This window comes from Pseudanabaena sp. BC1403, from assembly GCF_002914585.1.
Lineage (GTDB): Bacteria > Cyanobacteriota > Cyanobacteriia > Pseudanabaenales > Pseudanabaenaceae > Pseudanabaena.
Window position 1 is genome coordinate 147,678 of record NZ_PDDM01000004.1, and the last position, 20,940, is coordinate 168,617.

The 20,940-nt window shown below is 42.5% G+C and carries 20 protein-coding genes; 8 read left to right on the forward strand and 12 right to left on the reverse strand.

Translation table 11 applies throughout. The features are described from left to right. Positions 1-110: 110 nt before the first annotated feature. Complete coding sequence (accD, locus tag CQ839_RS05645) at positions 111-1,079, forward strand: acetyl-CoA carboxylase, carboxyltransferase subunit beta (protein WP_103667299.1); 969 nt, start codon at positions 111-113, stop codon at positions 1,077-1,079. Between the two features lie 49 nt (positions 1,080-1,128). Here the strand turns inward: accD and nagA are convergent, their stop codons facing one another. From nagA to CQ839_RS05670, 4 genes are all read right to left on the reverse strand, one after another. Then, positions 1,129-2,199, reverse strand: coding sequence for an N-acetylglucosamine-6-phosphate deacetylase (gene nagA / locus CQ839_RS05650; RefSeq protein WP_103667300.1), 1,071 nt, complete (start codon positions 2,197-2,199; stop codon positions 1,129-1,131). 429 nt (positions 2,200-2,628) lie between these two features. After that, positions 2,629-5,106, reverse strand: coding sequence for a dynamin family protein (locus tag CQ839_RS05660; RefSeq protein WP_181016117.1), 2,478 nt, complete (start codon positions 5,104-5,106; stop codon positions 2,629-2,631). Positions 5,107-5,254: 148 nt separating this feature from the next. After that, positions 5,255-5,473, reverse strand: a complete 219-nt coding sequence (locus tag CQ839_RS05665) for a hypothetical protein (protein ID WP_103667302.1) — start codon at positions 5,471-5,473, stop codon at positions 5,255-5,257. A 299-nt stretch (positions 5,474-5,772) separates the two neighbouring features. Beyond that, positions 5,773-6,876, reverse strand: a complete 1,104-nt coding sequence (locus CQ839_RS05670) for an alkene reductase (RefSeq protein ID WP_308455511.1) — start codon at positions 6,874-6,876, stop codon at positions 5,773-5,775. A 103-nt stretch (positions 6,877-6,979) separates the two neighbouring features. Here CQ839_RS05670 and CQ839_RS05675 point away from each other — a divergent pair, with 103 nt between their 5' ends. Beyond that, the gene (locus CQ839_RS05675; protein ID WP_258040637.1) at positions 6,980-7,303 is read left to right on the forward strand and encodes a helix-turn-helix transcriptional regulator; all 324 of its coding nucleotides are present in this window, start codon (positions 6,980-6,982) and stop codon (positions 7,301-7,303) included. Between the two features lie 376 nt (positions 7,304-7,679). Here CQ839_RS05675 and CQ839_RS05680 read toward each other — a convergent pair whose 3' ends face one another. Together CQ839_RS05680 and CQ839_RS05685 are read right to left on the reverse strand one after the other, a co-directional pair. Beyond that, entirely contained in the window at positions 7,680-8,474 is a 795-nt protein-coding gene (locus tag CQ839_RS05680; protein WP_103667305.1) for a carbonic anhydrase, read from the reverse strand. Positions 8,475-8,631: 157 nt separating this feature from the next. Continuing rightward, entirely contained in the window at positions 8,632-8,937 is a 306-nt protein-coding gene (locus CQ839_RS05685; RefSeq protein ID WP_146048701.1) for a hypothetical protein, read from the reverse strand. Between the two features lie 181 nt (positions 8,938-9,118). Here CQ839_RS05685 and CQ839_RS05690 point away from each other — a divergent pair, with 181 nt between their 5' ends. Next, positions 9,119-10,504: a glycerol acyltransferase gene (locus CQ839_RS05690; RefSeq protein ID WP_103667307.1), complete on the forward strand. Its 1,386-nt coding sequence runs from the start codon at positions 9,119-9,121 to the stop codon at positions 10,502-10,504. 184 nt (positions 10,505-10,688) lie between these two features. Here the strand turns inward: CQ839_RS05690 and tsaD are convergent, their stop codons facing one another. Beyond that, entirely contained in the window at positions 10,689-11,714 is a 1,026-nt protein-coding gene (gene tsaD, locus CQ839_RS05695; RefSeq protein ID WP_103667308.1) for a tRNA (adenosine(37)-N6)-threonylcarbamoyltransferase complex transferase subunit TsaD, read from the reverse strand. Between the two features lie 192 nt (positions 11,715-11,906). Here tsaD and CQ839_RS05700 point away from each other — a divergent pair, with 192 nt between their 5' ends. Together CQ839_RS05700 and CQ839_RS05705 are read left to right on the forward strand one after the other, a co-directional pair. Next, positions 11,907-12,482, forward strand: a complete 576-nt coding sequence (locus tag CQ839_RS05700; protein WP_103667309.1) for a Photosystem I reaction center subunit III — start codon at positions 11,907-11,909, stop codon at positions 12,480-12,482. Between the two features lie 101 nt (positions 12,483-12,583). Further along, complete coding sequence (locus CQ839_RS05705) at positions 12,584-12,700, forward strand: Photosystem I reaction center subunit IX (protein ID WP_103667310.1); 117 nt, start codon at positions 12,584-12,586, stop codon at positions 12,698-12,700. Between the two features lie 257 nt (positions 12,701-12,957). On the opposite strand, the gene gshA is transcribed toward CQ839_RS05705, so the two are convergent. The 3 genes from gshA to guaA form a co-directional block, all read right to left on the reverse strand. Then, the gene (gene gshA / locus CQ839_RS05710) at positions 12,958-14,103 is read right to left on the reverse strand and encodes a glutamate--cysteine ligase (RefSeq protein WP_103667311.1); all 1,146 of its coding nucleotides are present in this window, start codon (positions 14,101-14,103) and stop codon (positions 12,958-12,960) included. A 123-nt stretch (positions 14,104-14,226) separates the two neighbouring features. Beyond that, complete coding sequence (locus tag CQ839_RS05715) at positions 14,227-15,396, reverse strand: DUF3095 domain-containing protein (protein ID WP_103667312.1); 1,170 nt, start codon at positions 15,394-15,396, stop codon at positions 14,227-14,229. Between the two features lie 248 nt (positions 15,397-15,644). Further along, the gene (gene guaA / locus CQ839_RS05720; RefSeq protein ID WP_103667400.1) at positions 15,645-17,195 is read right to left on the reverse strand and encodes a glutamine-hydrolyzing GMP synthase; all 1,551 of its coding nucleotides are present in this window, start codon (positions 17,193-17,195) and stop codon (positions 15,645-15,647) included. 240 nt (positions 17,196-17,435) lie between these two features. Here guaA and CQ839_RS05725 point away from each other — a divergent pair, with 240 nt between their 5' ends. The 3 genes from CQ839_RS05725 (at position 17,436) to CQ839_RS05735 (ending at position 19,514) form a co-directional block, all read left to right on the forward strand. Next, positions 17,436-18,056, forward strand: coding sequence for a DUF2808 domain-containing protein (locus CQ839_RS05725; RefSeq protein ID WP_103667313.1), 621 nt, complete (start codon positions 17,436-17,438; stop codon positions 18,054-18,056). Between the two features lie 200 nt (positions 18,057-18,256). Beyond that, positions 18,257-18,721: a YbjN domain-containing protein gene (locus CQ839_RS05730; RefSeq protein ID WP_103667314.1), complete on the forward strand. Its 465-nt coding sequence runs from the start codon at positions 18,257-18,259 to the stop codon at positions 18,719-18,721. Between the two features lie 58 nt (positions 18,722-18,779). After that, complete coding sequence (locus CQ839_RS05735) at positions 18,780-19,514, forward strand: lipoate--protein ligase family protein (protein WP_103667315.1); 735 nt, start codon at positions 18,780-18,782, stop codon at positions 19,512-19,514. Here CQ839_RS05735 and CQ839_RS05740 read toward each other — a convergent pair. Beyond that, positions 19,470-20,072, reverse strand: coding sequence for a pseudouridine synthase (locus CQ839_RS05740; protein ID WP_103667316.1), 603 nt, complete (start codon positions 20,070-20,072; stop codon positions 19,470-19,472). The two genes, CQ839_RS05735 and CQ839_RS05740, sit on opposite strands and share 45 nt — an antisense overlap. Before the next feature lie 163 nt (positions 20,073-20,235). After that, positions 20,236-20,781 (reverse strand): CAP domain-containing protein, encoded by a 546-nt coding sequence (locus CQ839_RS05745; RefSeq protein WP_103667317.1) that lies wholly within the window; start codon positions 20,779-20,781, stop codon positions 20,236-20,238. Positions 20,782-20,940 lie beyond the last annotated feature (159 nt).

Here is a 20,940-nt window from a genome sequence, read left to right on the forward strand (position 1 = left end):
CTGCGATCGCAAAGCGCTGTATGATGACAGAGTTATACTTGTATTTTTGGCTACAGTTGCCAGCTGTCAACATTGGCAACTAAAGCTTATTTTGTAAACCGTGAGCCGCTATGTCACTGTTTGATTGGTTTGCTGAAACCCGCTCCCGCGCAGGTGAAGCTTATCACCGCAAAACTCCTAATCTGAATCAAAACTCTCAAGAACGTGAAATTCCTGACGGTTTGTGGCACAAATGTTCTAGTTGTGGTGCTTTAACCTATGTAAAGGATCTAAAAATCAATTTGATGGTTTGCCCAGAATGTGGTCATCACAATCAGGTTAATGCTTATGAGCGTATAGCTCAGTTGATTGATTCTGGTACATGGCAGGAAATGGATCCAGATTTAACTTCTTGTGATCCACTAGGTTTTAAAGATCGTAAGCCTTATATAGATCGCATCAAAGAATATAAGCAAAAAACTGGTTTAAGTGATGGGGTGATCACTGGAACTGGCAAGATAGATGGATGTGATGCTGCAATGGCAGTAATGGATTTTCGCTTTATGGGCGGCAGTATGGGATCGGTAGTAGGTGAAAAAATCACCCGTATGCTAGAAACTGCTACTGCAAAACGCTTTCCTGCTTTGATATTTTGTGCTTCGGGTGGAGCACGGATGCAAGAGGGGATTTTGAGCTTAATGCAGATGGCGAAGACTTCGGCAGCTCTGGAGCGTCATCGACAAGCTAATTTGCTTTATATCCCCGTTTTGACAAATCCCACTACGGGCGGCGTGACTGCGAGTTTTGCCATGCTCGGCGATATTATTTTGGCGGAGCCCAAAGCTTTGATCGGGTTTACAGGTCGGCGCGTAATTGAGCAGACTCTCAAGCAAAAAATTCCCGATGGCTTCCAGTCATCAGAATATTTGCTCGATCATGGATTTGTAGATGCGGTTGTGCCAAGAACAAAGCTGAAACAAAGTTTGGCGATGATTTTGAAAATGCATCAGCCGCAAGAGTTAATTGCTAATAATCAAAATCTTAATGGTGCTACTCAGTCTGTAACCCATGCTATGTCTGATAGTTCGCTAAGCTTATGAATCAATTTTTGAGTGGCGCGGCTTCGCCGCGCCACTCAAAAATTGGTTTTTAGTTAACTTCACAACCGAACGAAGTATGGACATCTTTAAAGTCAGGGGTCATAAATTCGGGAGCCATAGGAGCCATAGCGCAAGAGAACGAGTAGCTACACCAAGTGAGCCTTTGAGGCGCATCTTGATCGATTTCAAGATTTATGGCAAGGCGTGGAGAGTCGATCGCTAATTTAATAGCATTTTCTGGCTCACAAACTCCCCACTCGATCAGATTATTGACTGCGTTGATTAAGGGCAGTGTTGTACCTGAGAGCGTGCCGTCGGGTAATCTGGCTGTACCATTTTGAATCGTTATCTGGCGATCGTCCCAAGGATAAGTACCATCGGGCAAACCAAGGGGCGCAAGGGCATCACTAACCAGAAAAATTTGTTTTTTCATCCTATAGATTAGTTTGATCATTTCGGGCGAAACATGAACTCCATCTGCGATTAACCCGCACCAAACCCGATCGCTTAAAATTGCTTCGCCTAATAAACCAACATCACGATGATGCAAACTTGGCATGGCATTAAAGGCATGAGTGACCATTGTTGCGCCTTGCTCGATCACCACTCTCGTTTGCTCAGCATTGGCTGTAGAGTGTCCTAAACTGACGATGATATTGCGATCGCATAAATATTTAATGGTTTCGCCCGTGGGATCGAGTTCGGGCGCGAGGGTGACAAGCTTAATAAATTTGGTGTAATGACCTAATACCTGCTGCAAGGTATTGAGATTAAGCGGTAATAAATGTTGCTGAGGATGTGCGCCCCTTTTGTCAGGATGAAGAAATGGCCCTTCAAGATGTATGCCTAAAATTTTGGCTTCGAGAGAATTAGGATTTTGCTTTTGATTGGCGATCGCTTCAGCTAGAAAAAATAGCGATCGATGTGTTTGCTCGATAGATGTAGTAACAAGTGTAGGCAAGAATCCGTCTAGCCCTTGTTGATATAAAAACTGGCAAATCTCAGGTAAATTAGCTGCGCGATCGCAATTTAGATCGTTAAAAGGAATTCCTAATGCTCCATTAATTTGGAGATCGATCGCTCCTTGAGTAGAACAGATGATTCTGCGTAAACCTGTCATGATAGTTTCAACGAAGTGGGTAGTTAGAAGCGATCGTCTCTTGAAAGACAAATGAATTGTATGGATTTTGAAATTTTTTAGCTATGCTAACTTAATTATGATGGTTGGGAGCAGGTTAGGAAAATTTACCAAGAAAGCGATCGCGAAGAATTTTTTACTTCTGTGGAACAGTTTTTATTCAGTACAGGCTATATACAGAATAGCTATAGCCATCAAGGTTAGACCAAAACTAAAACTCAAGAGAGAATGGCAGCGCGAAGGGCAACTCGCTCTTGGGTTTTATCTCTTGACTTGACCTTGATGGCTATAACTTAAGAAGAGCATAGAAATAAATCTAACTAAGCTATCGAACCTTGCTTAACTAGTTAGAACATGCGACTAATTAAAAATTTACAGTGATTTGTTTGATCGGAAATCACTGTAAATAATTCATGATACTAATTCTATCTCATCGATCGCAACTGATTCAGCCTCAATGACATCGATTGCAACTGTTGGCACAACAGACAAATCGGATTCGCTGATGACTGGTAACTTCTTGCGAGACAATTGCATTGCTTCTAAACAACCATTAATGTTAGAAACTGCTGCGTTGTAAGCATCAATATTTTGCTTAATGTCACCTTGCAAGCGGCGATTGTTATCAATCTTAGATTGAGCTTCCTTCTCAAGAGTTTGCGCCAGATATGCACGAGCGCGATCGTACTGCTGCAAAATCTCATCAGCTTGTTTCTCTGCACCCGCAAGTAAATGCGTATTGAGAGTTTGATTGATCGTCTGGCGGAAAGTCCGAATTACCGTATCCTTGACTTTGAACTCAAAATCCAGCTTTAAAAGTTGGCGAATTGCTGGTTCAGACTCGATCATGCTCTGATAGTCATAGCCACGGCATACCAGTTGCAAAGTTTGCTGCAATTGCCAGAATCCCGCAGTTCCTTCCGCATAGAAGGCTGGACGTTCTCGCACGTAGCGATCGCATTCCGTCTTAGCTTCATTTACCAATGCATCAGATGCCTTAACCATCAAGCTGTGTAAATAATTCTCCGTGCCGCCATCGTTACCGAGCAAACGATAAAGTTCCAGATAATAGTCGGTCTTCTTGATCTTCTCAATCAGATTTTGGAAGAAATTGGTAATAATTTCTTTCGAGCATTCCACCAGAACATCCTCTAGCTCATTTGCCAAAAAATAGAAGCCCTCAGTCAAAATTCCCATCACAGGAACGACAGAGTTACGGCGATGACTGGCTTGAGCGCGTTGATGCACGACAGCAACAGAAAAATCGACAATCAGTTCATCTAAACGCCTAACCATTTTGGTTTTGAGTTTCAAATAATCAGTTTCTAATGATTCGTTGCGATCGCTAGCCACCGCGACATTTACTTCTTTGGCAATATCTTCGTAAAGGCGATCGCCAATTTCTTTGAGATCACGACTGAGCTTCTGTAACTCCTGCGACTTAATCGCTTCAATATCGCGAGGTTGGCTTTCGAGTTGTAGCCAAGTTTCTAGATAAGACTGACGCAGCGCAATACAAATCGGCTGCAAATCATCGGCAAGATCAGCAAACAGTAAAGGCCGCTTCTCAGTGGTTAAATAGCGAGTAATCGCCGTGCGAAACTCTTCAATGCCACTATCCTTAATCAATTGCCCGATTAGCCCCGTACCCAACCCACCGAGTAAGCGCACATACTTCTCATTCTTCACATTCGTTTCTAAAACGCTGTAAGGAATTGGGAACTTGGTAATATCCAGCTTGCCAGAAACCAGACAGTAGCTATTGAACTCATTGACAAACTGTGGCGTGCCTTCCTGACCGCCCACTGACTTTACACTTTCGACAAATACTGAATCTAAACCAAAGCGATCGCTAGCACTTGTGTTTTTAATCTGGCTACCATAGAAGCCAAGCAGACCGCTGGTTTTATAGATTTTTGAGCTATTGCGAAATTGAGTGTTGATCGTATTTTGCAGGCGATCGCGCAACTGGTCATTAGTCCAAGTCTCATCAATGCGATTGAATACATAAAACACGCGATCGCGAATCCCTGCATTATTTTGCATTTTTTCGCTAAGTTCTGTTTCTTCAGAAGTCATTTCCCCTGTAGCTGCTGTCTTGAGAACAAATACCACTGCCGAAGTGTCGGGATGTTGAATCTTGTCAAAGGTTAAAGCTGCATCTTTTTTGACAGGTGCATCAATCCCTGGGGTATCGATAATCACATTGCCATCTTCTAACAGTGGATGATTGCAATAATATTCCACCCGTTTGAGAACTGCACTATTTGCTCCACGTCTTGCATAGTCAGCAGCTTTTTTAAGGTTGTCAAAACCAAACTGTTCCATTGAGTAAGTGGCATTAGCAACCGAACTAATGCGATCGCGGTTATTGGTAAAGCCTTCTAGCAAAAGATTCAAAGCATCAGCATCTTTGGCTCGTTTTGATTTACTCTTACCACCTTCTTGTTCGATTACACTGAGAGCCAAGGTTTGTAACTGCTTGAGTGCCTCAGGTTGATTAATATTAGTGGGCGCAACTTGTCCAATTAGCCGAGAAAGTGCTTGAACCTGCTCGCGTACTTCCACTTCACTCAAGAAAGTTAATACAACCCGTTCTTCCCCAGTTTTGGCAAAGGCAATTTTACATTCCGTCCCCGTAGCATGTCCCTCGGCGCTGTAAAGCAATTCCCGCTCTAGCAGCGCGTTAATTAGCATTGATTTACCTGCGCTAAAAGCCCCCGCAAATACAATCTCAAAAGTCGGTGCGATCGCTTTCCTTAACGAAGACTGAACAACGCTACCATCCTGCTGCGATCGCAAATTTGGCTCCTGCTGCAAAAGTTGTAAGATGGCTTCAACTTGCGCTTGTAAATCCTGACATTGTGGAAAAAGAGTAAGCAGAGTCATGCAAGCAGATCCTTGATTTAAGAGAATTTAACGCTGTAACCTAAATATATCATGTATACATCCGTTAAATTACAGCAATTTAACAGACGTAAAAAGAGAATGGCGGTGCTTTGCACCGCCATTCTCTTTTTAGTTTTATGAGGATAAATCAACGCATTAGATAAGGAGTTCGTGGTTTGTTTTCCTCGTCTTGGTAATTGCAGATATTAGTTTCTGAACGATGGATATATTCAACTTCTTCAGTGGAAAGCACAAGTTCTAGATATAGTTCTCCCATCCATACACGAATTTTGCTGAGTTGAAAGAAAAGCTGAAACTGTTGATCACTCAGTAATTCTTGGGTTCTGGCTATTTGTGTAGGTGTCATAGTAGTCCCCCTCGATCTGGATAACATTTTTGAATATCACTATTATCGAGGCGATCGCAAAATTCGTTTGTGATGCAAACAATGACAGCATAAGGATCGCCAACACTCAAAATCACGATTGCAATTACAGCAATCAACGATCTAGATCATTACAGAACAGTGATCTGATGAACTAATTAGAGTTCTACGATAAAAAAAGGAACCAATTGTTTGTGGTGCGGCTTTGCCGCATCACAAACAATTGGTTCCTTTTTTTCGAGAAAAAGTAGAGAGTTCGCTTTGCGAACTCTCTACTTTTTTTATAAGCTTGGATAGTCTGTATAACCTTTCTCATCGCCTCCGTAGAAGGTATTTCGATCAGGTGTATTCAAAGGTGCATTAGCGGCAAAACGTTCTACTAGGTCTGGGTTAGCGATGTAGAGACGACCAAAGGCAACCAGATCAGCCGCACCAGATGCGATCGCAGCGTTTCCAGTCTCAAGGGTATAACCACCCGCAGTAATAATCGTGCTATTAAAAATCGGACGGAAGAAGTCAGCACCAAGATCGGGTTGATCTTCAGCAGAGCCAAATCCTTCGACTCTGGGCGCAACTAAATGCAAATAGGCAAGATTAAAGCGGTTTAATTCCTTAACTGCATACCCAAAAGTCACAGCGCGATTGGAATCATACACACTGCCAAATGTCCCGCTAGGAGATAGTCTCACGCCGACGCGATCGCTACCCCATACATTTACAACTGCTTCAGTTACTTCTAATAACAATCGAGCACGATTCTCGACAGAACCACCATAGATATCATTGCGCTGATTGGTATTGTCTTGCAAAAACTGATCTAATAGATATCCATTAGCACTATGAATTTCTACTCCATCAAAGCCAGCTTCCAGAGCATTTTTTGCCCCAATTCGATATTGCTCAATAATTTGAGGAATCTCTTCTAATTCCAAAGCGCGAGGCGTGACATAAGGCTTCATGCCTGTATAGGTAAAGACTTCTCCTTCGGGTGCGATTGCTGATGGAGCGACGGGCAATTCTCCATTCGGCTGAAAATCTGGATGCGAAATTCTACCCACATGCCAAAGCTGTAAAAAGATTTTGCCACCTTTTGCATGAACTGCCTCCGTTACCAAGCGCCAGCCTGAGACTTGTTCATCAGAATAAATTCCTGGAGTATTCGGATATCCTTGACCCTGTGGACAAACCTGCGATGCTTCTGTGATTAGCAACCCTGCCGAAGCCCGTTGCTGATAATGCAAGGCATTTAAAGCTGTGGGGACGTTGCCAGCAGCAGCGCGATTGCGAGTTAAAGGAGCCATCACAATCCGATTTGGCAATGTATAACGACCGAGCTTAACCGAGGATAGAAGAGGAGCGCTCATAGGGATAATGTGATGTTGCATAAATTTCCATTGTTCGATTATATGCGAACAATGGAAATTTATGCAACATTGTGGGATAATTTAATTTAGTAAAACGGCTTTGCTATTTTTGCTAAATTAATATTTGCTTGCTAATCCTTTTGTAATGCGTCAATATCAACATCCCGATCGCGACAATATTTCTTTAACCGATGTCCTCTACGGACTCAGCGATCCAACGCGCTTACAAATTGTCAAAATGTTGGCAACCAAAAAAGAGATTACCTGTGGCGAATTTTGTTTGGAAATGAGCAAATCCACTCAATCTCACCACTATAAGGTTTTGCGAGATACAGGGCTCATGTATACGCGATTAGAAGGGACTCAACATTATAATTCTCTACGTCGCGAGGATTTAGATGCAAGGTTTCCTAATTTACTAAATTCTATTTTGGATGCAATCAAGTAGAACCTTTACGAAGTGCAGGTTTTGTTAATGTCATTAATGATTCGCGCCCATAGATATAGAACTGTAGATACAAGGGGCAGAGCATTCCCACAGAAATTTATGAATTTTTAGGCAATCTTTTTTTTGGGAATGCTCTGCCCAAAACCTTGCAACGTAGGGACAAATTATCTGCAAAAGCAAAGAGGGCATAGCATTTGCGGATCAAGATTTCTGTGGTGATTTGTAAAATTGTGGCGCAAATGCTATGCCCCTACGGTCTTTCAGAAATAAATTGCTGGGAGCGTAAATCAATCAAAACCTTAATTTATATTTTGTTTGATTATCGGATAAATTTGCGTGGCAAGATAATTAAAGACGGTGCAAAGCACTGTCTTAATTATCTTGCTGATCCGCGATAGATGCGATTAGCTTGCTCAGGAGACATCCATGAAGGTAAATCTCCCGCATTTTTAGTTTCTACTTGCTGTGAACCATTCTGATACGCCGATGGAATGGGAGGAGCATCAGTATGAGTAAAGTTTTCACTTGACGAGCCGTTGGGATTGGCTAACAAGGTTTGCGGAACCTCAAAATCATCGGTCTCAGGATTGTAGGCGAGGACTTCACCTGACTCAATGTCATAGATCCATCCATAGATGGACATCTTGTTTTGATGCAATTTAGAGCGAATTACGGGATAGGTTTTTAGGTTTTCGATCTGGGTGACGACGTTCTCTGCCATCGTGATCGCCATCAGTTCTTCACCTTTAATGTCAGCATAATTTTCTTGAATTAAGCGGCGAGTTGACTCAGCATGTTGCAGCCATTCATAGACCAAAGGCATCTCGGTTCTTAGTTTTTCTAACTTGAGCAACCCTTTCATCGCCCCACAGTTAGAATGCCCACAGATAATTACCTGCTCGATCCCCAGCGCATGGATCGCATATTCGATCGCAGCGCCTTCACCACCATTAGCAGCACCAAAGGGCGGCACTAAGTTTCCAGCATTCCGAATTACAAATAGTTCGCCCACACCTGACTGGGTAATGAGATGCGGCACAATCCGCGAATCGGAGCAGGTAATAAACAACACACGCGGCTTTTGTCCATCGGCGAGTTGTTCAAAAATCTCTTGATTGGCAGGGAAATAGGACGATTGAAACTTGTGTAAACCCTTTAGTAGCTTTCTCATAAACCAGTGTTGACCTTGGATGCCGCAATTTATCGCTTTATTGCTTGTGTGTATTGCTTACTGTTTAGTGTATAGCGCTTTGCGCTCCAGAAAGTGAAATGGGGCGCGATGCGCCCCATTTCACTTTCTGGGTTTAATTAAAAAAGCTTTTAATTTTTTACACTTGGGGAATCGTGCACCACATCGATCGCGTCAACTGAAAGCCAAGCTTTACCGATAGGAGATCGCCATTGATCAGGTATTGATAAGTTTTCTTTAAAATTTCATGAGTGGCGCAGTATATTCTTGCCACTGCATATTTGCGATTAGGAAGTAATACGCGCAAAAGTAACATCGTGCCACTTGACCATGCGATCGTCCTAAATTTGGTGTTTCTCTTTGGGGCAATCCATTGAAAACGCCTGCCACTAGCTCGCAAATACGCGCCAAAATCGCTCATTACCACAGGTATATTTGTCAGCATAGAGTTTATTGATCAGCTCAACCAAAATAATTATAAAAATATTTAGAAATATTCATCTATTGTCCTTCAAAAATCAATAGCTCTTTGGCTGAAATGATTATTTAGTTTGTAAAAAAAGCTAAAATCGCGGAGATACGCTTTGCGTGTTTTAATTCGTATTGCTGTACACACAAAGGAAATCATGGCAGTAGATCTGACTCGCGTTCAACCACCTCTCAAGGTTTATCCGCCCAAAGCCAATAAATTCATATTAAAAATCATACGAATATTAACGCCATTTTGGTTGCGGTGGCAATGTGGCATCAAGCAGATTGAAACCCGCTATATCGATCGCCTTGTTGAAGCTACAAAAAAGTTTCAGGATGGCAAAGCTCGTTATATGCTTGCTTTTCGGCATCCCACCACGGATGATCCCTTTGCAATGTTGTATCTGCTTGCCTACGCTGTGCCAGAAGAGGCAAGAGATATGGGCATCAAGTTAACGACATTGCCCCATAGTGGGTTTGTGTATGATCGCGGCATTTCTCTATGGGCAGGAGATTACGTCAATTGGTTATTTCCAGCATTAGGAGGGATTTCCATTTTTCGCGGTAAGCTCGATCGCCTTGCACTAAGTTGGATGCGCAAACAAATTACGCATGGTGATGTGCCTCTCTCGATGGCTCCTGAAGGTGGTACAAATGGCAAAAGTGAAACGGTTGCTGAACTAGAACCAGGGATTGCTCAGATTGGATTTTGGGCTGCTGAGGATTTGCTTAAAGAAGGGCGTACCGAGGAAATGTTAATCATTCCTGTGGGGATTCAATACGAATATTCGACTCAGGCTTGGGGAAAAATTGATCAAACAATCATCACGATTGAAAAAGAATGTGGAATTAGTAAACCCGCGATTACACCTGATAACCGCTATCAAAGACTTTACGATTTGGGTAGTTACCTAGTGAAATGGGTTAGCGATTATTACAAAGCTTTCTATGGCAACTATGCCAAAATTAACAGCGAAAATACCAATCCCGATAATTTAGCAGCGAATTTGGAGGAACTAGCCGATCGCATTTTGAGTGTTGCGGAAATGAGTTTTGGGATCAAGGCAAAGGGTTCACCAATAGATCGCTGCCGCCGCCTCGAACAGGCAGGATGGGATCGGATTTTTCGTAATGACATTAATGATATTGAGAAATTATCTGGAGTGGAGCGTGGCTTTGCTGATCAATTAGCACTCGAAGCTAGCTATAGTAACTGGCATATGCGAATCGCTGAAAGTATCATCGGTGTCACCAGTGACTATGTTCGCCAGCATCCTAGCCCTAGTCGCTATATCGAAGTTTTGAAATTAATGTGGAGCGTATTACAGCGTGTCACCGAGCGAAATCAAGATTCTGCTTTTAAAGAAACCCCTAATTTTGGCGATCGCAAATTAACGATCTCAGTTGCCGAACCTTTATCAGTGTCAGAGCATCTAGCCGAATATCAATCTAGCCGAGCCGCCTCTAAGGAATGCACCCGCAAACTCACTGAAGATATACATCGTGCGATGAAAGATTTGGTCGTGCCATCGGCTATATAGCTACAGTCACTTGTCTTATGGCAAATCAAAACCCAATAATTGATTGGCGGCGCTCCGCGCCGCCAATCAATTATTGGGTTTTATACCAAAACACAAAGTGGCTGCGCCACTTTGTGTTTTTAAAACCCTTACAGGGTTTGGTTTTTAATTCACAGAAGTGTTGTCACACTTTTGTGAATTGGTATTATGTATACAAGCTTTGGCAATCTTCGAGATTGAGGCGCGATCGCGTTGCAATATTCATTGACGAAGTTTCGCCACGAGCGAGATGAATAGCTCCTGCACAGCCAATCATTGCTGCATTGTCCGTGCACAAGCTCAAAGGCGGAAAAACTGCCCGAATGTCATGCTCTGCGGCACTGGTCACAAGGCGCGATCTTAATGCGCTATTTGCAGCCACACCGCCAACTGCCACAATTGTTGAAAGATTATGCTCGATCGCGCATTTAATCGTGCGGGTTACCAGAGCAGTGGCAACGGTTTCTTGAAAACTCGCGGCAATATCGGCGATCGGTAACTCTTCGCCATTGGGGCTAAGTTTTTGGGTTAAGCGCAATACTGCGGTTTTTAAACCACTAAAACTAGAGTCATAAGGGAAATCAGGAATGCGCCCTTGCGGTAATTTGTAAGCCCTGGGATTTCCCGCGATCGCGATCTTGTCAATTGCTGGCCCCCCTGGATAGCCCAAACCGAGTAATCGCGCTACTTTGTCAAATGCCTCACCCGCAGCATCATCGCGAGTTTTGCCCATTACCTGATAGTCGGTATAGTCCTTGACTAAAATAATGCTGCTATGTCCCCCTGAAACTAATAGACATAAAAATGGTGGCTCTAAAGTTGGATCAGCCAATAAAGCCGAACAGATATGCCCCTCAAGGTGATGCACCGCTATCAAAGGCTTTTTATGTAACATTGCCAAGGTTTTTGCCGCCGTCACACCGATCATCAGCGAACCAATCAGCCCTGGTGCAGTCGTCACCGCAATCCCGTCAATCTCAGCCCATGTTTTGCCAGATTCGCGATATGCCTGCGCGATCGCAGGATTAATTGTCTCTACATGTTGCCGTGCTGCAACCTCAGGTACAACGCCACCATAAAGCGCATGGGTTAAAATTTGCGATGAAACCACGCTACTGAGAATTTGGCGATCGCATACAACTGCCGCCGCAGTTTCATCACAGCTAGATTCGATCGCAAGAATAGTTGGCATTTCTAAACAAAATTAAGATGATCTAACTGCCGCAAAGCGGCAGTTAGATCATCTTAATTGATAATTTACTTTACAGGATGTGAAGATTGCTTTACCAAGGCGCGATCGCTGATATAGGATCTGAGGCTAAGTTCTCAAACGAAAATCTCGTTATTTTTGCCTATCTTATCAAAGGTAAATTAAGGTCAGTCCATGAAAAGACTTTTTGCTCTCATTCTAGTTATTAGCCTGTGGTTTGGCATTAGCCTTGCTGCAACCCCTGCTGCATATGCAGAATTCTCATTCAATGCTTTGACTCCTTGTGCAACCTCCTCTGCTTTTCAAGATCGCTTGACAAGTGAAGTTGATGGTTATACAGCCCGTCTAGCTAATTTCAAAGCTGGTAGCGGCCCTGCTGAATACCTCAAAGGTAAAATTGCTCAAACCGAAGCTCGTTTTGCAAAATATGCTAACTCTGGCTTACTTTGCGGCGAAGATGGCTTACCTCACTTGATCAGCGATGGTCGTTGGAGTCACGCTGGCGAATTCACCATTCCTGCCTTGATGTTTCTATTCATCACTGGTTGGATCGGCTGGGTTGGTCGTGCTTATCTGATTGCAATTCGTAAAGATCCAGCAACCGCAGCTCAAAAGGAAATCATCATCGATCTTCCTCTTGCTATTAAATGTATGCTGACTGGCTTTACATGGCCTCTTGCTGCACTCAAAGAGTTTGGCACTGGCGAACTGTTGGCTCCTGAAAATGAAGTTACCGTTTCGCCTCGCTAGTTTCTAAATCTAGCGATCGCTTTGCTAACTTTTCCAGAGTGTTGTGACAAGTGTTTTAGTACTCTGGGAAAAAATCAAAACTATCTAAAAGGAGAACTCCATTGAACGGCTTTTTATCTTCTGCTCCTGTCTTGGCTGCTGTATGGCTTACAATCACCGCTGGTGTATTGATCGAAGCTAACCGCCTATTCCCAGACACCTTGACATTTCCTTTCTAAATCTCTAACAGTTTTAAGTTATGGGCAATGCTCTTAACTTACAGAACAGAGATTTAACAACAAAAAAGAGATAGTACGCTTAACGTACTATCTCTTTTTTGTTTTCTGGATTATTACAGCAATCAATGATTCATACCAAAACATAAAATGGCTTAGCCATTTTGTGTTTTGGTATGAATTGGTATTACAGCGCTTTGCACTCAAATCCGAATCAATCAATTTAAGGATTTAGAGAGCGCAAGGCACTCTCTAAATCCTTAAGACAATAACAAAGCATCTGCTAGTTCTTTATCCATTTGTTCAGCAGAGGCGATCGCATCGGTCATGATTTGTCTCGGACTAATGCCATTGTGATAAGCCGCCAACCAACGTTGAGCTTCATTACCTTGATCGAGAATCTTTTGTAATGGCGATAGGAAACACCAGACTCCATTATCCTTAGCACGCGATCGCAACTCTTCGTAGAGATTAGAAATCCATTCCCTTGCAGTGATTTGTTCGCCAGTTTGCCAATGGGTCAGCACTGCATCAAGGCTATTAATCGCCGCCGCAACTTCATTTTGATCAGCGATCGAGGCAAGTTCTTCAGGCGTGAACTTGGTTGCATGAGGTGCAATGGGATCGAGGGATGAACCAATCCCAGCTTCGAGAAATTGATTGAGACGCATCTCTAAAAGAGCCGTGATCGCTAGTAAGGCGATGGGATCAATCACTAGATCAGATATCCGCAATTCTAAACGGTTGAGATTATAGGGACGATTATCACCATTTGGACGCACAGATGACCAAAGGTGACGAACATTTTGCATAGTCCCTAACTGTAACTGCTGTTCTGTCCATTCCACAAAATGACGATGATTGCTAAATAATGGAACTAGTTTTGGTGTCTTGGGAAACATCTGCCATCGTGAAGAATGAAAACCAGTGGCTTTGCCATCAAGAAACGGAGATGAGGCGCTAAGAGCGAGATAAAGCGGTGCTTCCAGACGGATCAACCGACAAGCGGCAATTAGTAACTCTAAATCAGGAATGCCGACATTAATATGAATACTTGCTGTAACAACATTAGTGCCATAGGTCTGCTCAATGTAGGTGTGATAAGGATTTTGTGGATCAGAGCGATAGAAATGATCGACACCACCCAAAGCAAGAGTACTTCCTGGCATCAAAGTATAATCGCCTAGCGATCGCAAATAGCTACGTAGTTTTTGGCGTGGTTCTACCAATGCCATTAACAACGGCTCGTATTTATGAAAAGGCGGCGTAATGTATTCAACATTGCGGCTGTCTGGTTCGCGCACAAACCCATTCAGATTAGCCACAATGCGATCGCTAAAACCTACCACATCCCCCGTCGGTGTAGAGGTGTAGATTTCTACTTCAAAGCCTTTTGATAAAAGCACGGGAGGTTTCCTTTTGCTATAGTCACTATGTATTAAGCCTACCGTGCAATGCGATCTCTTTAAAGATGCCTTAGGACATACAAACTTCGCCAAGCTTAGAAAGGAGTGCAAAGTTCTTCTTAACTAACTTTTCATAAGCTCTTTCATATTTTTGGCGGCTAAGGCATAGCCACCATCGGCTCCATCGACAAAATGGACTTGACGACCATCGCGCTCAAAAACTAAGCAAGTCATGAGAGCGCGATCAGAAACATGAAAGCCATACACCAAACGACCTTCTTGAAACTTCTTTTCTAAATATTCAGTTAATTTTTGGCGTTGTCTGGTTCTGCCAGAAATAACCATTCGCAATACATCATCAAATTTTTTGAAGTCAGTCGCTTCTGAGACAATCTGCTTATAATCTCCCCAATTCAACGTCCCAGTTTTAATATTAAATGTTATAAAAAATAATCCCAACAAATTGATCAGCCGCAGTTTCCACAAATACAACTTCTTTTTTAACCAACTCTGAGATGCTGCAAAAACCTGCGTTTCTGATGATAAATTCTTTGCCCGAAAAGCAAGTTGTAAATTCTCAGATATGACGGGATTACATTCTACACCTTGTCCATAAATTCGCTCAATTTGGTTAATAACTTCACGATAGAGAATATCAATCTGGCTTTGACTTGGTGCTGTCACAGATATGATCAAACTAAGAATCTCTTCATGACGTGTGGGAATATCTTGCCATCGGCATTCTAAGCCAGAGAAATTGGCGATCGCATAGGAATTTTGTTGCTTAGGGCTGTACAAGACCGTTGTCGCTTGATCCTTAACCAAACGTGTTGCGTAGCTGATGCCTCCACCTCTGAGGATCGCTTGAACATAGTTGTCGGAGATTCGGAGCTTCGCAACTTTAATGTCATAGCTTGATGTAATAGCCTCAAGTGGGACAATTCCTATGCGTAATTTAAGATTAAATTCATCTGCGGCTAATTTCTGCACAGCCAATAATGCTTGCTCTGCTTCTGGGATAAACTTTGATGGAATGAGGATAGATGCGCCATCACCACCAAATACAAAGGGAATCTCCAGCTCTCCAACTATATTCAAAATTACAATAATGGAACAAGCGCCTAAGAGATTAATATCTTTGTATTTGCCATCTGCGATCGCCTGTGTTGATTCCTCTATATCGGTAATGATTGCCGCCCAGTTGTTAGGAACTGCGTAGAAATTCTCACTATGAGTAATATCTGCAAAATTCTGAAGAACAGGTAGATCGGCATAAAAATTTTCAGTATTCATGGTTATTCGTTGATATTCTTAAATATTCATGCCTATAAACCTGAATACGAGCGAAATTATCTCTATTTTATCAATAAAAAATAGACAGGTATAACCGCCAGTTGGCTGTCATACCTGTCTATTGCACTTTGTTCATCTCTAAAATGCTATGGCTTCCTGAACAAAATTTGTTATAGCTGTCGCTAAAAAACAGTCATAGAGGTGCGGCGCTTTGCGCCGCACCTCTATGACTGTTTTTTGATTAGGGTTTATTCCCATTCAATAGTGCCAGGTGGCTTAGATGTGATATCTAACACTACGCGATTGACACCTTCCACTTCATTGACAATGCGATTGGAAATAGTTTCCAATAAATCATAGGGAACTCTTGCCCAATCCGCAGTCATTCCATCTTCACTGGTGACTAGACGCAAAACTATAGGATGGGAATAGGTTCGCTTATCGCCCATCACACCCACGCTGCGAACTGTGGGCAATAGTACCGCAAAGGCTTGCCAGAGATTATTATATTGACCTGCACGATTGATCTCTTGGCGCACAATTAGGTCAGCATCTCTCAGAGTATTCAGGCGATCGCTAGTAATGTCACCAATAATCCTGATTGCCAAACCAGGCCCTGGAAATGGCTGGCGCTTGACAATTTCTTCGGGAAGTCCAAGAGCCGTCCCCACTTTACGCACTTCATCCTTAAACAACTTGCGAAGTGGTTCTACTAAAGTAAAGCGAAGATTATCAGGTAAACCACCCACATTGTGATGACTCTTGATCTTGACAGCAACACGTTTACCAGTGACAGGATCAGCGTTAGTGTCAGCCGATTCAATTACGTCTGGATAAAGAGTTCCTTGAGCGAGGAAATCAAACGGGCCTAATCGCTGTGATTCTTCTTCAAAAACATTGATGAATTCACTCCCGATTAACTTCCGTTTCTGCTCAGGTTCGGTAATACCCTTAACTCTTTCAAGAAATCTTTCACGAGCATTAACATACACAACATGAATGTGGAACTGTTCTTCAAAAAGTTTGACTAGACGCTCTGGCTCTAGCTTGCGCATGAAGCCTTGATCGATAAACATACAGGTGAGCTGATCACCGATCGCCCTATGCAATAAGAAGGCAAGTGTTGAAGAATCTACACCACCTGACAGTGCAAGTAAAACACGCTTATCGCCAACCTGAGCACGAATTTCACGAATTGAATTTTCGATAAATGCATCGGTCGTCCAACTTGGCTCACATTTACAAATGTGATAAACAAAATTGCGAATCATCGCCATACCACCTGCGGAATGTACTACCTCAGGATGGAACTGGACACCGTAAAGATTTTTTTTGTGATCAGCGATCGCGGCACAAGGAGTATTCGCCGTGTGAGCTAAAATTTCAAATCCTTTGGGCAATTCAACTACTGAATCACCATGACTCATCCACATGGTGATGCCCGTATCTACATTAGTAAGCAAATCGGTGGGATCGTCAATTTGTAATTCGGCTTTGCCATATTCCCCATGGTCGGCAAGTTCGACAGTGCCGCCGAGCTGCTTCGCCATCAGTTGCATCCCATAGCAAACACCTAAAACAGGTATACCTAAATTAAAAATTTCAGGATCGCATTGAGGAGCGCCTTCATCATAAACAGAGTTAGGACCACCTGACAAAATGATCCCTTCAGGATTAAGCTTCAGCAAGTCTTCGGCTGAGATATGATAAGTTAGAACTTCAGAATAAACTTGCGTCTCACGGATACGTCGAGCAATTAGCTCTGAGTACTGAGACCCGAAATCAAGAATCGCAATCATTGAACGACTAATTATTTTGTCTGTGGTACTTTCAGGATCTGAGCTAGATGAATTTATACTAGATGAAAGCGCACCTTCAAGATTTAGTACGACATTCGACGATGTTGGAGGGGAAGAAACCACAGTAGATACCTCTATCTTAGATGAGATAGCGTTTAATGCGATCGTAAGGCTTTCGGTAAGCCTATCGCTGCGAAAAAAGTAGCTATTCCTACAATGCTAGCAAAATGGTACGTACTTATGGTGAAAAAAACGCGTAAAAAAGTTGTGACTGCGATCGCATTGCTACCAATTCTTGCTCTGCAAGTTTTTGGAGGTAGCAATCAAAATCTTGTTTCTAGAGATTTTCTAACTCCTTCAGCAGAAGCAGTGCAGTTACGCGATGGCAAAACCTATTTTGTGCAATTGCCATTTCTTTTGGGTGCAGAGACGACTATAAATCGCATCTATTCTTGGAATGCGACATACTACTTTGCGATCGCTTTACCTCAAAATATGGGTGAGCCTCTACAAAAGTTAGAAATTGCTCAGACAGAAGGTTTTGACAATGTTGATTTTTATAGCAATGAAACAATTGCTTACTTACAATCTTCATCAGGTGAGAGAGTTGCGATCTCTAGTAAAACTGAAGTTTTGCCAAGTCAAGATCGTGATCGCCAAAAAGTCACAATTACTTTTAATCCACCAATTTCTGCGAGTAATGAGCTTAACAGTAAGCTAGTAGTTGGACTTCGCCCAGTCCGTAATCCTCGCTACGATGGCGTTTATCTGTTTGGAGTGACCGCATTTCCACAAGGCGATCGCCCAAATTCACAATTCCTTGGTTATGGCAGATTAAGTTTCTACGATTTGCGTTACTAAGTATATGAAACCGATTTTGTGGTTTTTAGCACCTGCGGCGCTAAAAACCACAAAATCGGTTTCATATGCGAGTCCACCGACGGTGGACTCGCATCAAAACCGATTTTTATAATGAAAATTGCTGGAGCTGAGAGGGTGTTTTATGAAAAACATTAACGTTTGCTATACACTATTGGCAGATAGTAACTAGATATTTAACTATGACCTTCACAACAGAATCGCCAATAACTCCTGTAGAAGCAGAATCTAGTTTTGCACCACCAACCAATCACATTGTGCAAACGATCCAAACTGTCATCGCCAGTATGGATGCTGAAAATTCGGCTCTTGAAAACCAGACCGAGGATACGTGGAAATTTCAATATGGCACTGTAGAAGTAGTTGTCAACATTACTGGAACCGAGCCTAATGATACCTTCACTGTTTTTTCGACTGTACTTGCTGCCCCATTTAAAGACGAAGCAAAAATGACACGTTGGCTTTTGGAAAAAAATGCCGCTGACACATTTGAAGCTCGGTATGCGATCCAGAATGATCAAGTTTTGGTGTTGTGCTCACGCTCTGTTGAGGATCTTTCACCTGCGGAAATCTCACGGATCATCACGATTGTGGCAGCGATCGCCGATGAAAATGATGAAGTATTAAAAGAAAATTTCGGCGTTTAGAACTCTGTCTTATTAAGAAAGCACCGTTTGTGTGCTTTCTTGTCATTTTTATAAATTCATGAACAAACTATGGGAGCTTCTTCCTTATTCTGAAATATCGGGAAAGCTACAAATGGCTCTTGACAATTCTTTGCTTGATCGCCATAGCCAAGATCCTCAATCGCCATCGATTTTAAGATTTTATCGCTGGAGCCCATCTGCGATTTCCTTAGGGTTTAATCAAAAGCAATATCCTATTCGCTGGAATGAGATTGCAAAAAAAAATAATCTCGACATCATTCGTCGTCCAAGTGGGGGGCGAGCTGTGCTTCATCAAGGAGATCTTACTTATACATTGATCACCAGTGCTGATATTGGTGGTGATCAAGTGGGTGATTTTGAAGATAATACCTTTGGAAGAAAGCGATCGCATCGCGAGATCTATGAATATATCAGCGGATTTCTAATTCAAGGTTTTTCTAGGTTGGGAGTTAATCTAACCTATGGAAAAGCAGGACGGGGCTATATCCATAATCCCAGTTGTTTTTCCACGGCAACCAATGCGGATTTAGTAATTGCTGATGGACGTAAACTAATCGGTAGCGCTCAAGTCTATCGTCATAATTCAGTTTTGCAGCATGGATCAATCTCGATCAATCCAAATTACAAGTTACTAACTGAGCTATTTCAAGCAGAAGTACCGATTGTTGGTTACCAAGAACTGGCATGGAATAACCATAAAGACATAACTACAAAACTTGTAGATGTTCTATCTCAATCGGCGCGGGATTACTTTCAAGCGGAGTTCTTGTAGTTCCGATTGAGTCAAATTTCGCCATTGTCCGACATGAAGATCTACCAATCTTAGATGAGCGATCGCCACACGTACTAGACGTAAAGTGGGAAATCCTATTGCTGCTGTCATCTTTCTAACTTGACGATTTTTTCCTTCTGTTAATTTCAGTTCTAACCAAGCTGTGGGAATACTGGCTCGAAAGCGAATGGGCGGCTGTCGCTCTGGTAAATCTGGCTCAGTATCTAATAAATTAGCGATCGCGGGTTTAGTTCGATATCCTTGGAGCATGACACCATTGCGTAACTGCTCCAAGGCATCTTCCGTGGGAGTTCTTTCTACCTGTACCCAATAAGTTCGTGAATGTTCAAACTGGGGATCGATTAAGCGATGCTTTAATTGCCCATCATTAGTCAGAAGTAATAACCCTTCGCTATCAAAATCCAATCGACCTACTGAATATACTTCAGGGATGTCAATATATTCTTTTAATGTGGGGCGCGGGGATGCACTGTCATCAGTAAACTGACAGAGAACACCATAGGGTTTATAGAAAAGAATATATTGGCGATCGCTCATAAGTTTTTTGAGAATAAAAAAGCTCGCGCCGCGAGCTTTTTTATTCTATAGCTATAGCCAATCAAGTCAGGACATAAAACCCAAAAGAGAGTTGGGGCGCGAAGCGCCCCAACTCTCTTTTGGGTTTTGACTTTGTCCTAATATTGCTGACGATAGCTATAAACTAGCGTTGAGGCGTACCAAACACCTGTACCCAATAATGCCGATAGCGAGAATTTGGTGCATTCTCATATCCAAAGCCAATCTCAGTAAATTTGCTATTGAGAATATTGGCGCGATGCCCAGAACTATTCATCCATTGTCGAATTGTGCCTTCAGGCGTAGCTTTACCAGCAGCAATATTTTCGCCTAAAGCAAAATATTTATAACCATTCCCCTTAGCTCGATCTGCCATACTTGAACCATTCAGCCCAGTATGACTAAAGTAGTTATTTCTTGCCATATCTCCCGCATGGGACTGAGCAGCTTTTGTCAATTGTGACGAAAGCTTAAGGGGCGATAAGCCTACTTTTTGGCGCTCTAAGTTAGTTAGCTTGAGCAACTCAGTTTCAAAACTGACCCGATTAGTACTTTGACTTATATTAGTAGACCGTATTGGTGAAATCTGGTTTTGTTGTTTGGCTAAAGATGTCGCATTCAAATTAGGCGCGATCGCAATTGCCCCCCCAAACACCAAAAGGCCACAACAGGCTAAAAAAGTTGATTTCATAAAATTTAGTTACGAAACTTGTGAATAAATACAGATGATTATTGACTTTTCCGTCCTTTAAGGGTTCCCATATTAAAGAACTTAAATAGCAGACTAAAAAATATTGATTTTTAAAACTACTCCTTTATCAGGGAAAAATTAGAGGGGCGCGGCTAAGCT

What these genes read in the sequence shown, in the direction of transcription:
- accD (WP_103667299.1), top strand. Translation starts at nt 111, where the DNA reads ATGTCACTGTTTGATTGGTTTGCTGAAACCCGCTCCCGCGCAGGTGAA.
- nagA (WP_103667300.1), bottom strand. Translation starts at nt 2,199, where the DNA reads ATGACAGGTTTACGCAGAATCATCTGTTCTACTCAAGGAGCGATCGAT.
- CQ839_RS05660 (WP_181016117.1), bottom strand. Translation starts at nt 5,106, where the DNA reads ATGACTCTGCTTACTCTTTTTCCACAATGTCAGGATTTACAAGCGCAA.
- CQ839_RS05665 (WP_103667302.1), bottom strand. Translation starts at nt 5,473, where the DNA reads ATGACACCTACACAAATAGCCAGAACCCAAGAATTACTGAGTGATCAA.
- CQ839_RS05670 (WP_308455511.1), bottom strand. Translation starts at nt 6,876, where the DNA reads ATGCAACATCACATTATCCCTATGAGCGCTCCTCTTCTATCCTCGGTT.
- CQ839_RS05680 (WP_103667305.1), bottom strand. Translation starts at nt 8,474, where the DNA reads ATGAGAAAGCTACTAAAGGGTTTACACAAGTTTCAATCGTCCTATTTC.
- CQ839_RS05685 (WP_146048701.1), bottom strand. Translation starts at nt 8,937, where the DNA reads ATGCTGACAAATATACCTGTGGTAATGAGCGATTTTGGCGCGTATTTG.
- CQ839_RS05690 (WP_103667307.1), top strand. Translation starts at nt 9,119, where the DNA reads ATGGCAGTAGATCTGACTCGCGTTCAACCACCTCTCAAGGTTTATCCG.
- tsaD (WP_103667308.1), bottom strand. Translation starts at nt 11,714, where the DNA reads ATGCCAACTATTCTTGCGATCGAATCTAGCTGTGATGAAACTGCGGCG.
- CQ839_RS05700 (WP_103667309.1), top strand. Translation starts at nt 11,907, where the DNA reads ATGAAAAGACTTTTTGCTCTCATTCTAGTTATTAGCCTGTGGTTTGGC.
- CQ839_RS05715 (WP_103667312.1), bottom strand. Translation starts at nt 15,396, where the DNA reads ATGAATACTGAAAATTTTTATGCCGATCTACCTGTTCTTCAGAATTTT.
- guaA (WP_103667400.1), bottom strand. Translation starts at nt 17,195, where the DNA reads ATGATTGCGATTCTTGATTTCGGGTCTCAGTACTCAGAGCTAATTGCT.
- CQ839_RS05725 (WP_103667313.1), top strand. Translation starts at nt 17,436, where the DNA reads ATGGTGAAAAAAACGCGTAAAAAAGTTGTGACTGCGATCGCATTGCTA.
- CQ839_RS05730 (WP_103667314.1), top strand. Translation starts at nt 18,257, where the DNA reads ATGACCTTCACAACAGAATCGCCAATAACTCCTGTAGAAGCAGAATCT.
- CQ839_RS05735 (WP_103667315.1), top strand. Translation starts at nt 18,780, where the DNA reads ATGAACAAACTATGGGAGCTTCTTCCTTATTCTGAAATATCGGGAAAG.
- CQ839_RS05740 (WP_103667316.1), bottom strand. Translation starts at nt 20,072, where the DNA reads ATGAGCGATCGCCAATATATTCTTTTCTATAAACCCTATGGTGTTCTC.
- CQ839_RS05745 (WP_103667317.1), bottom strand. Translation starts at nt 20,781, where the DNA reads ATGAAATCAACTTTTTTAGCCTGTTGTGGCCTTTTGGTGTTTGGGGGG.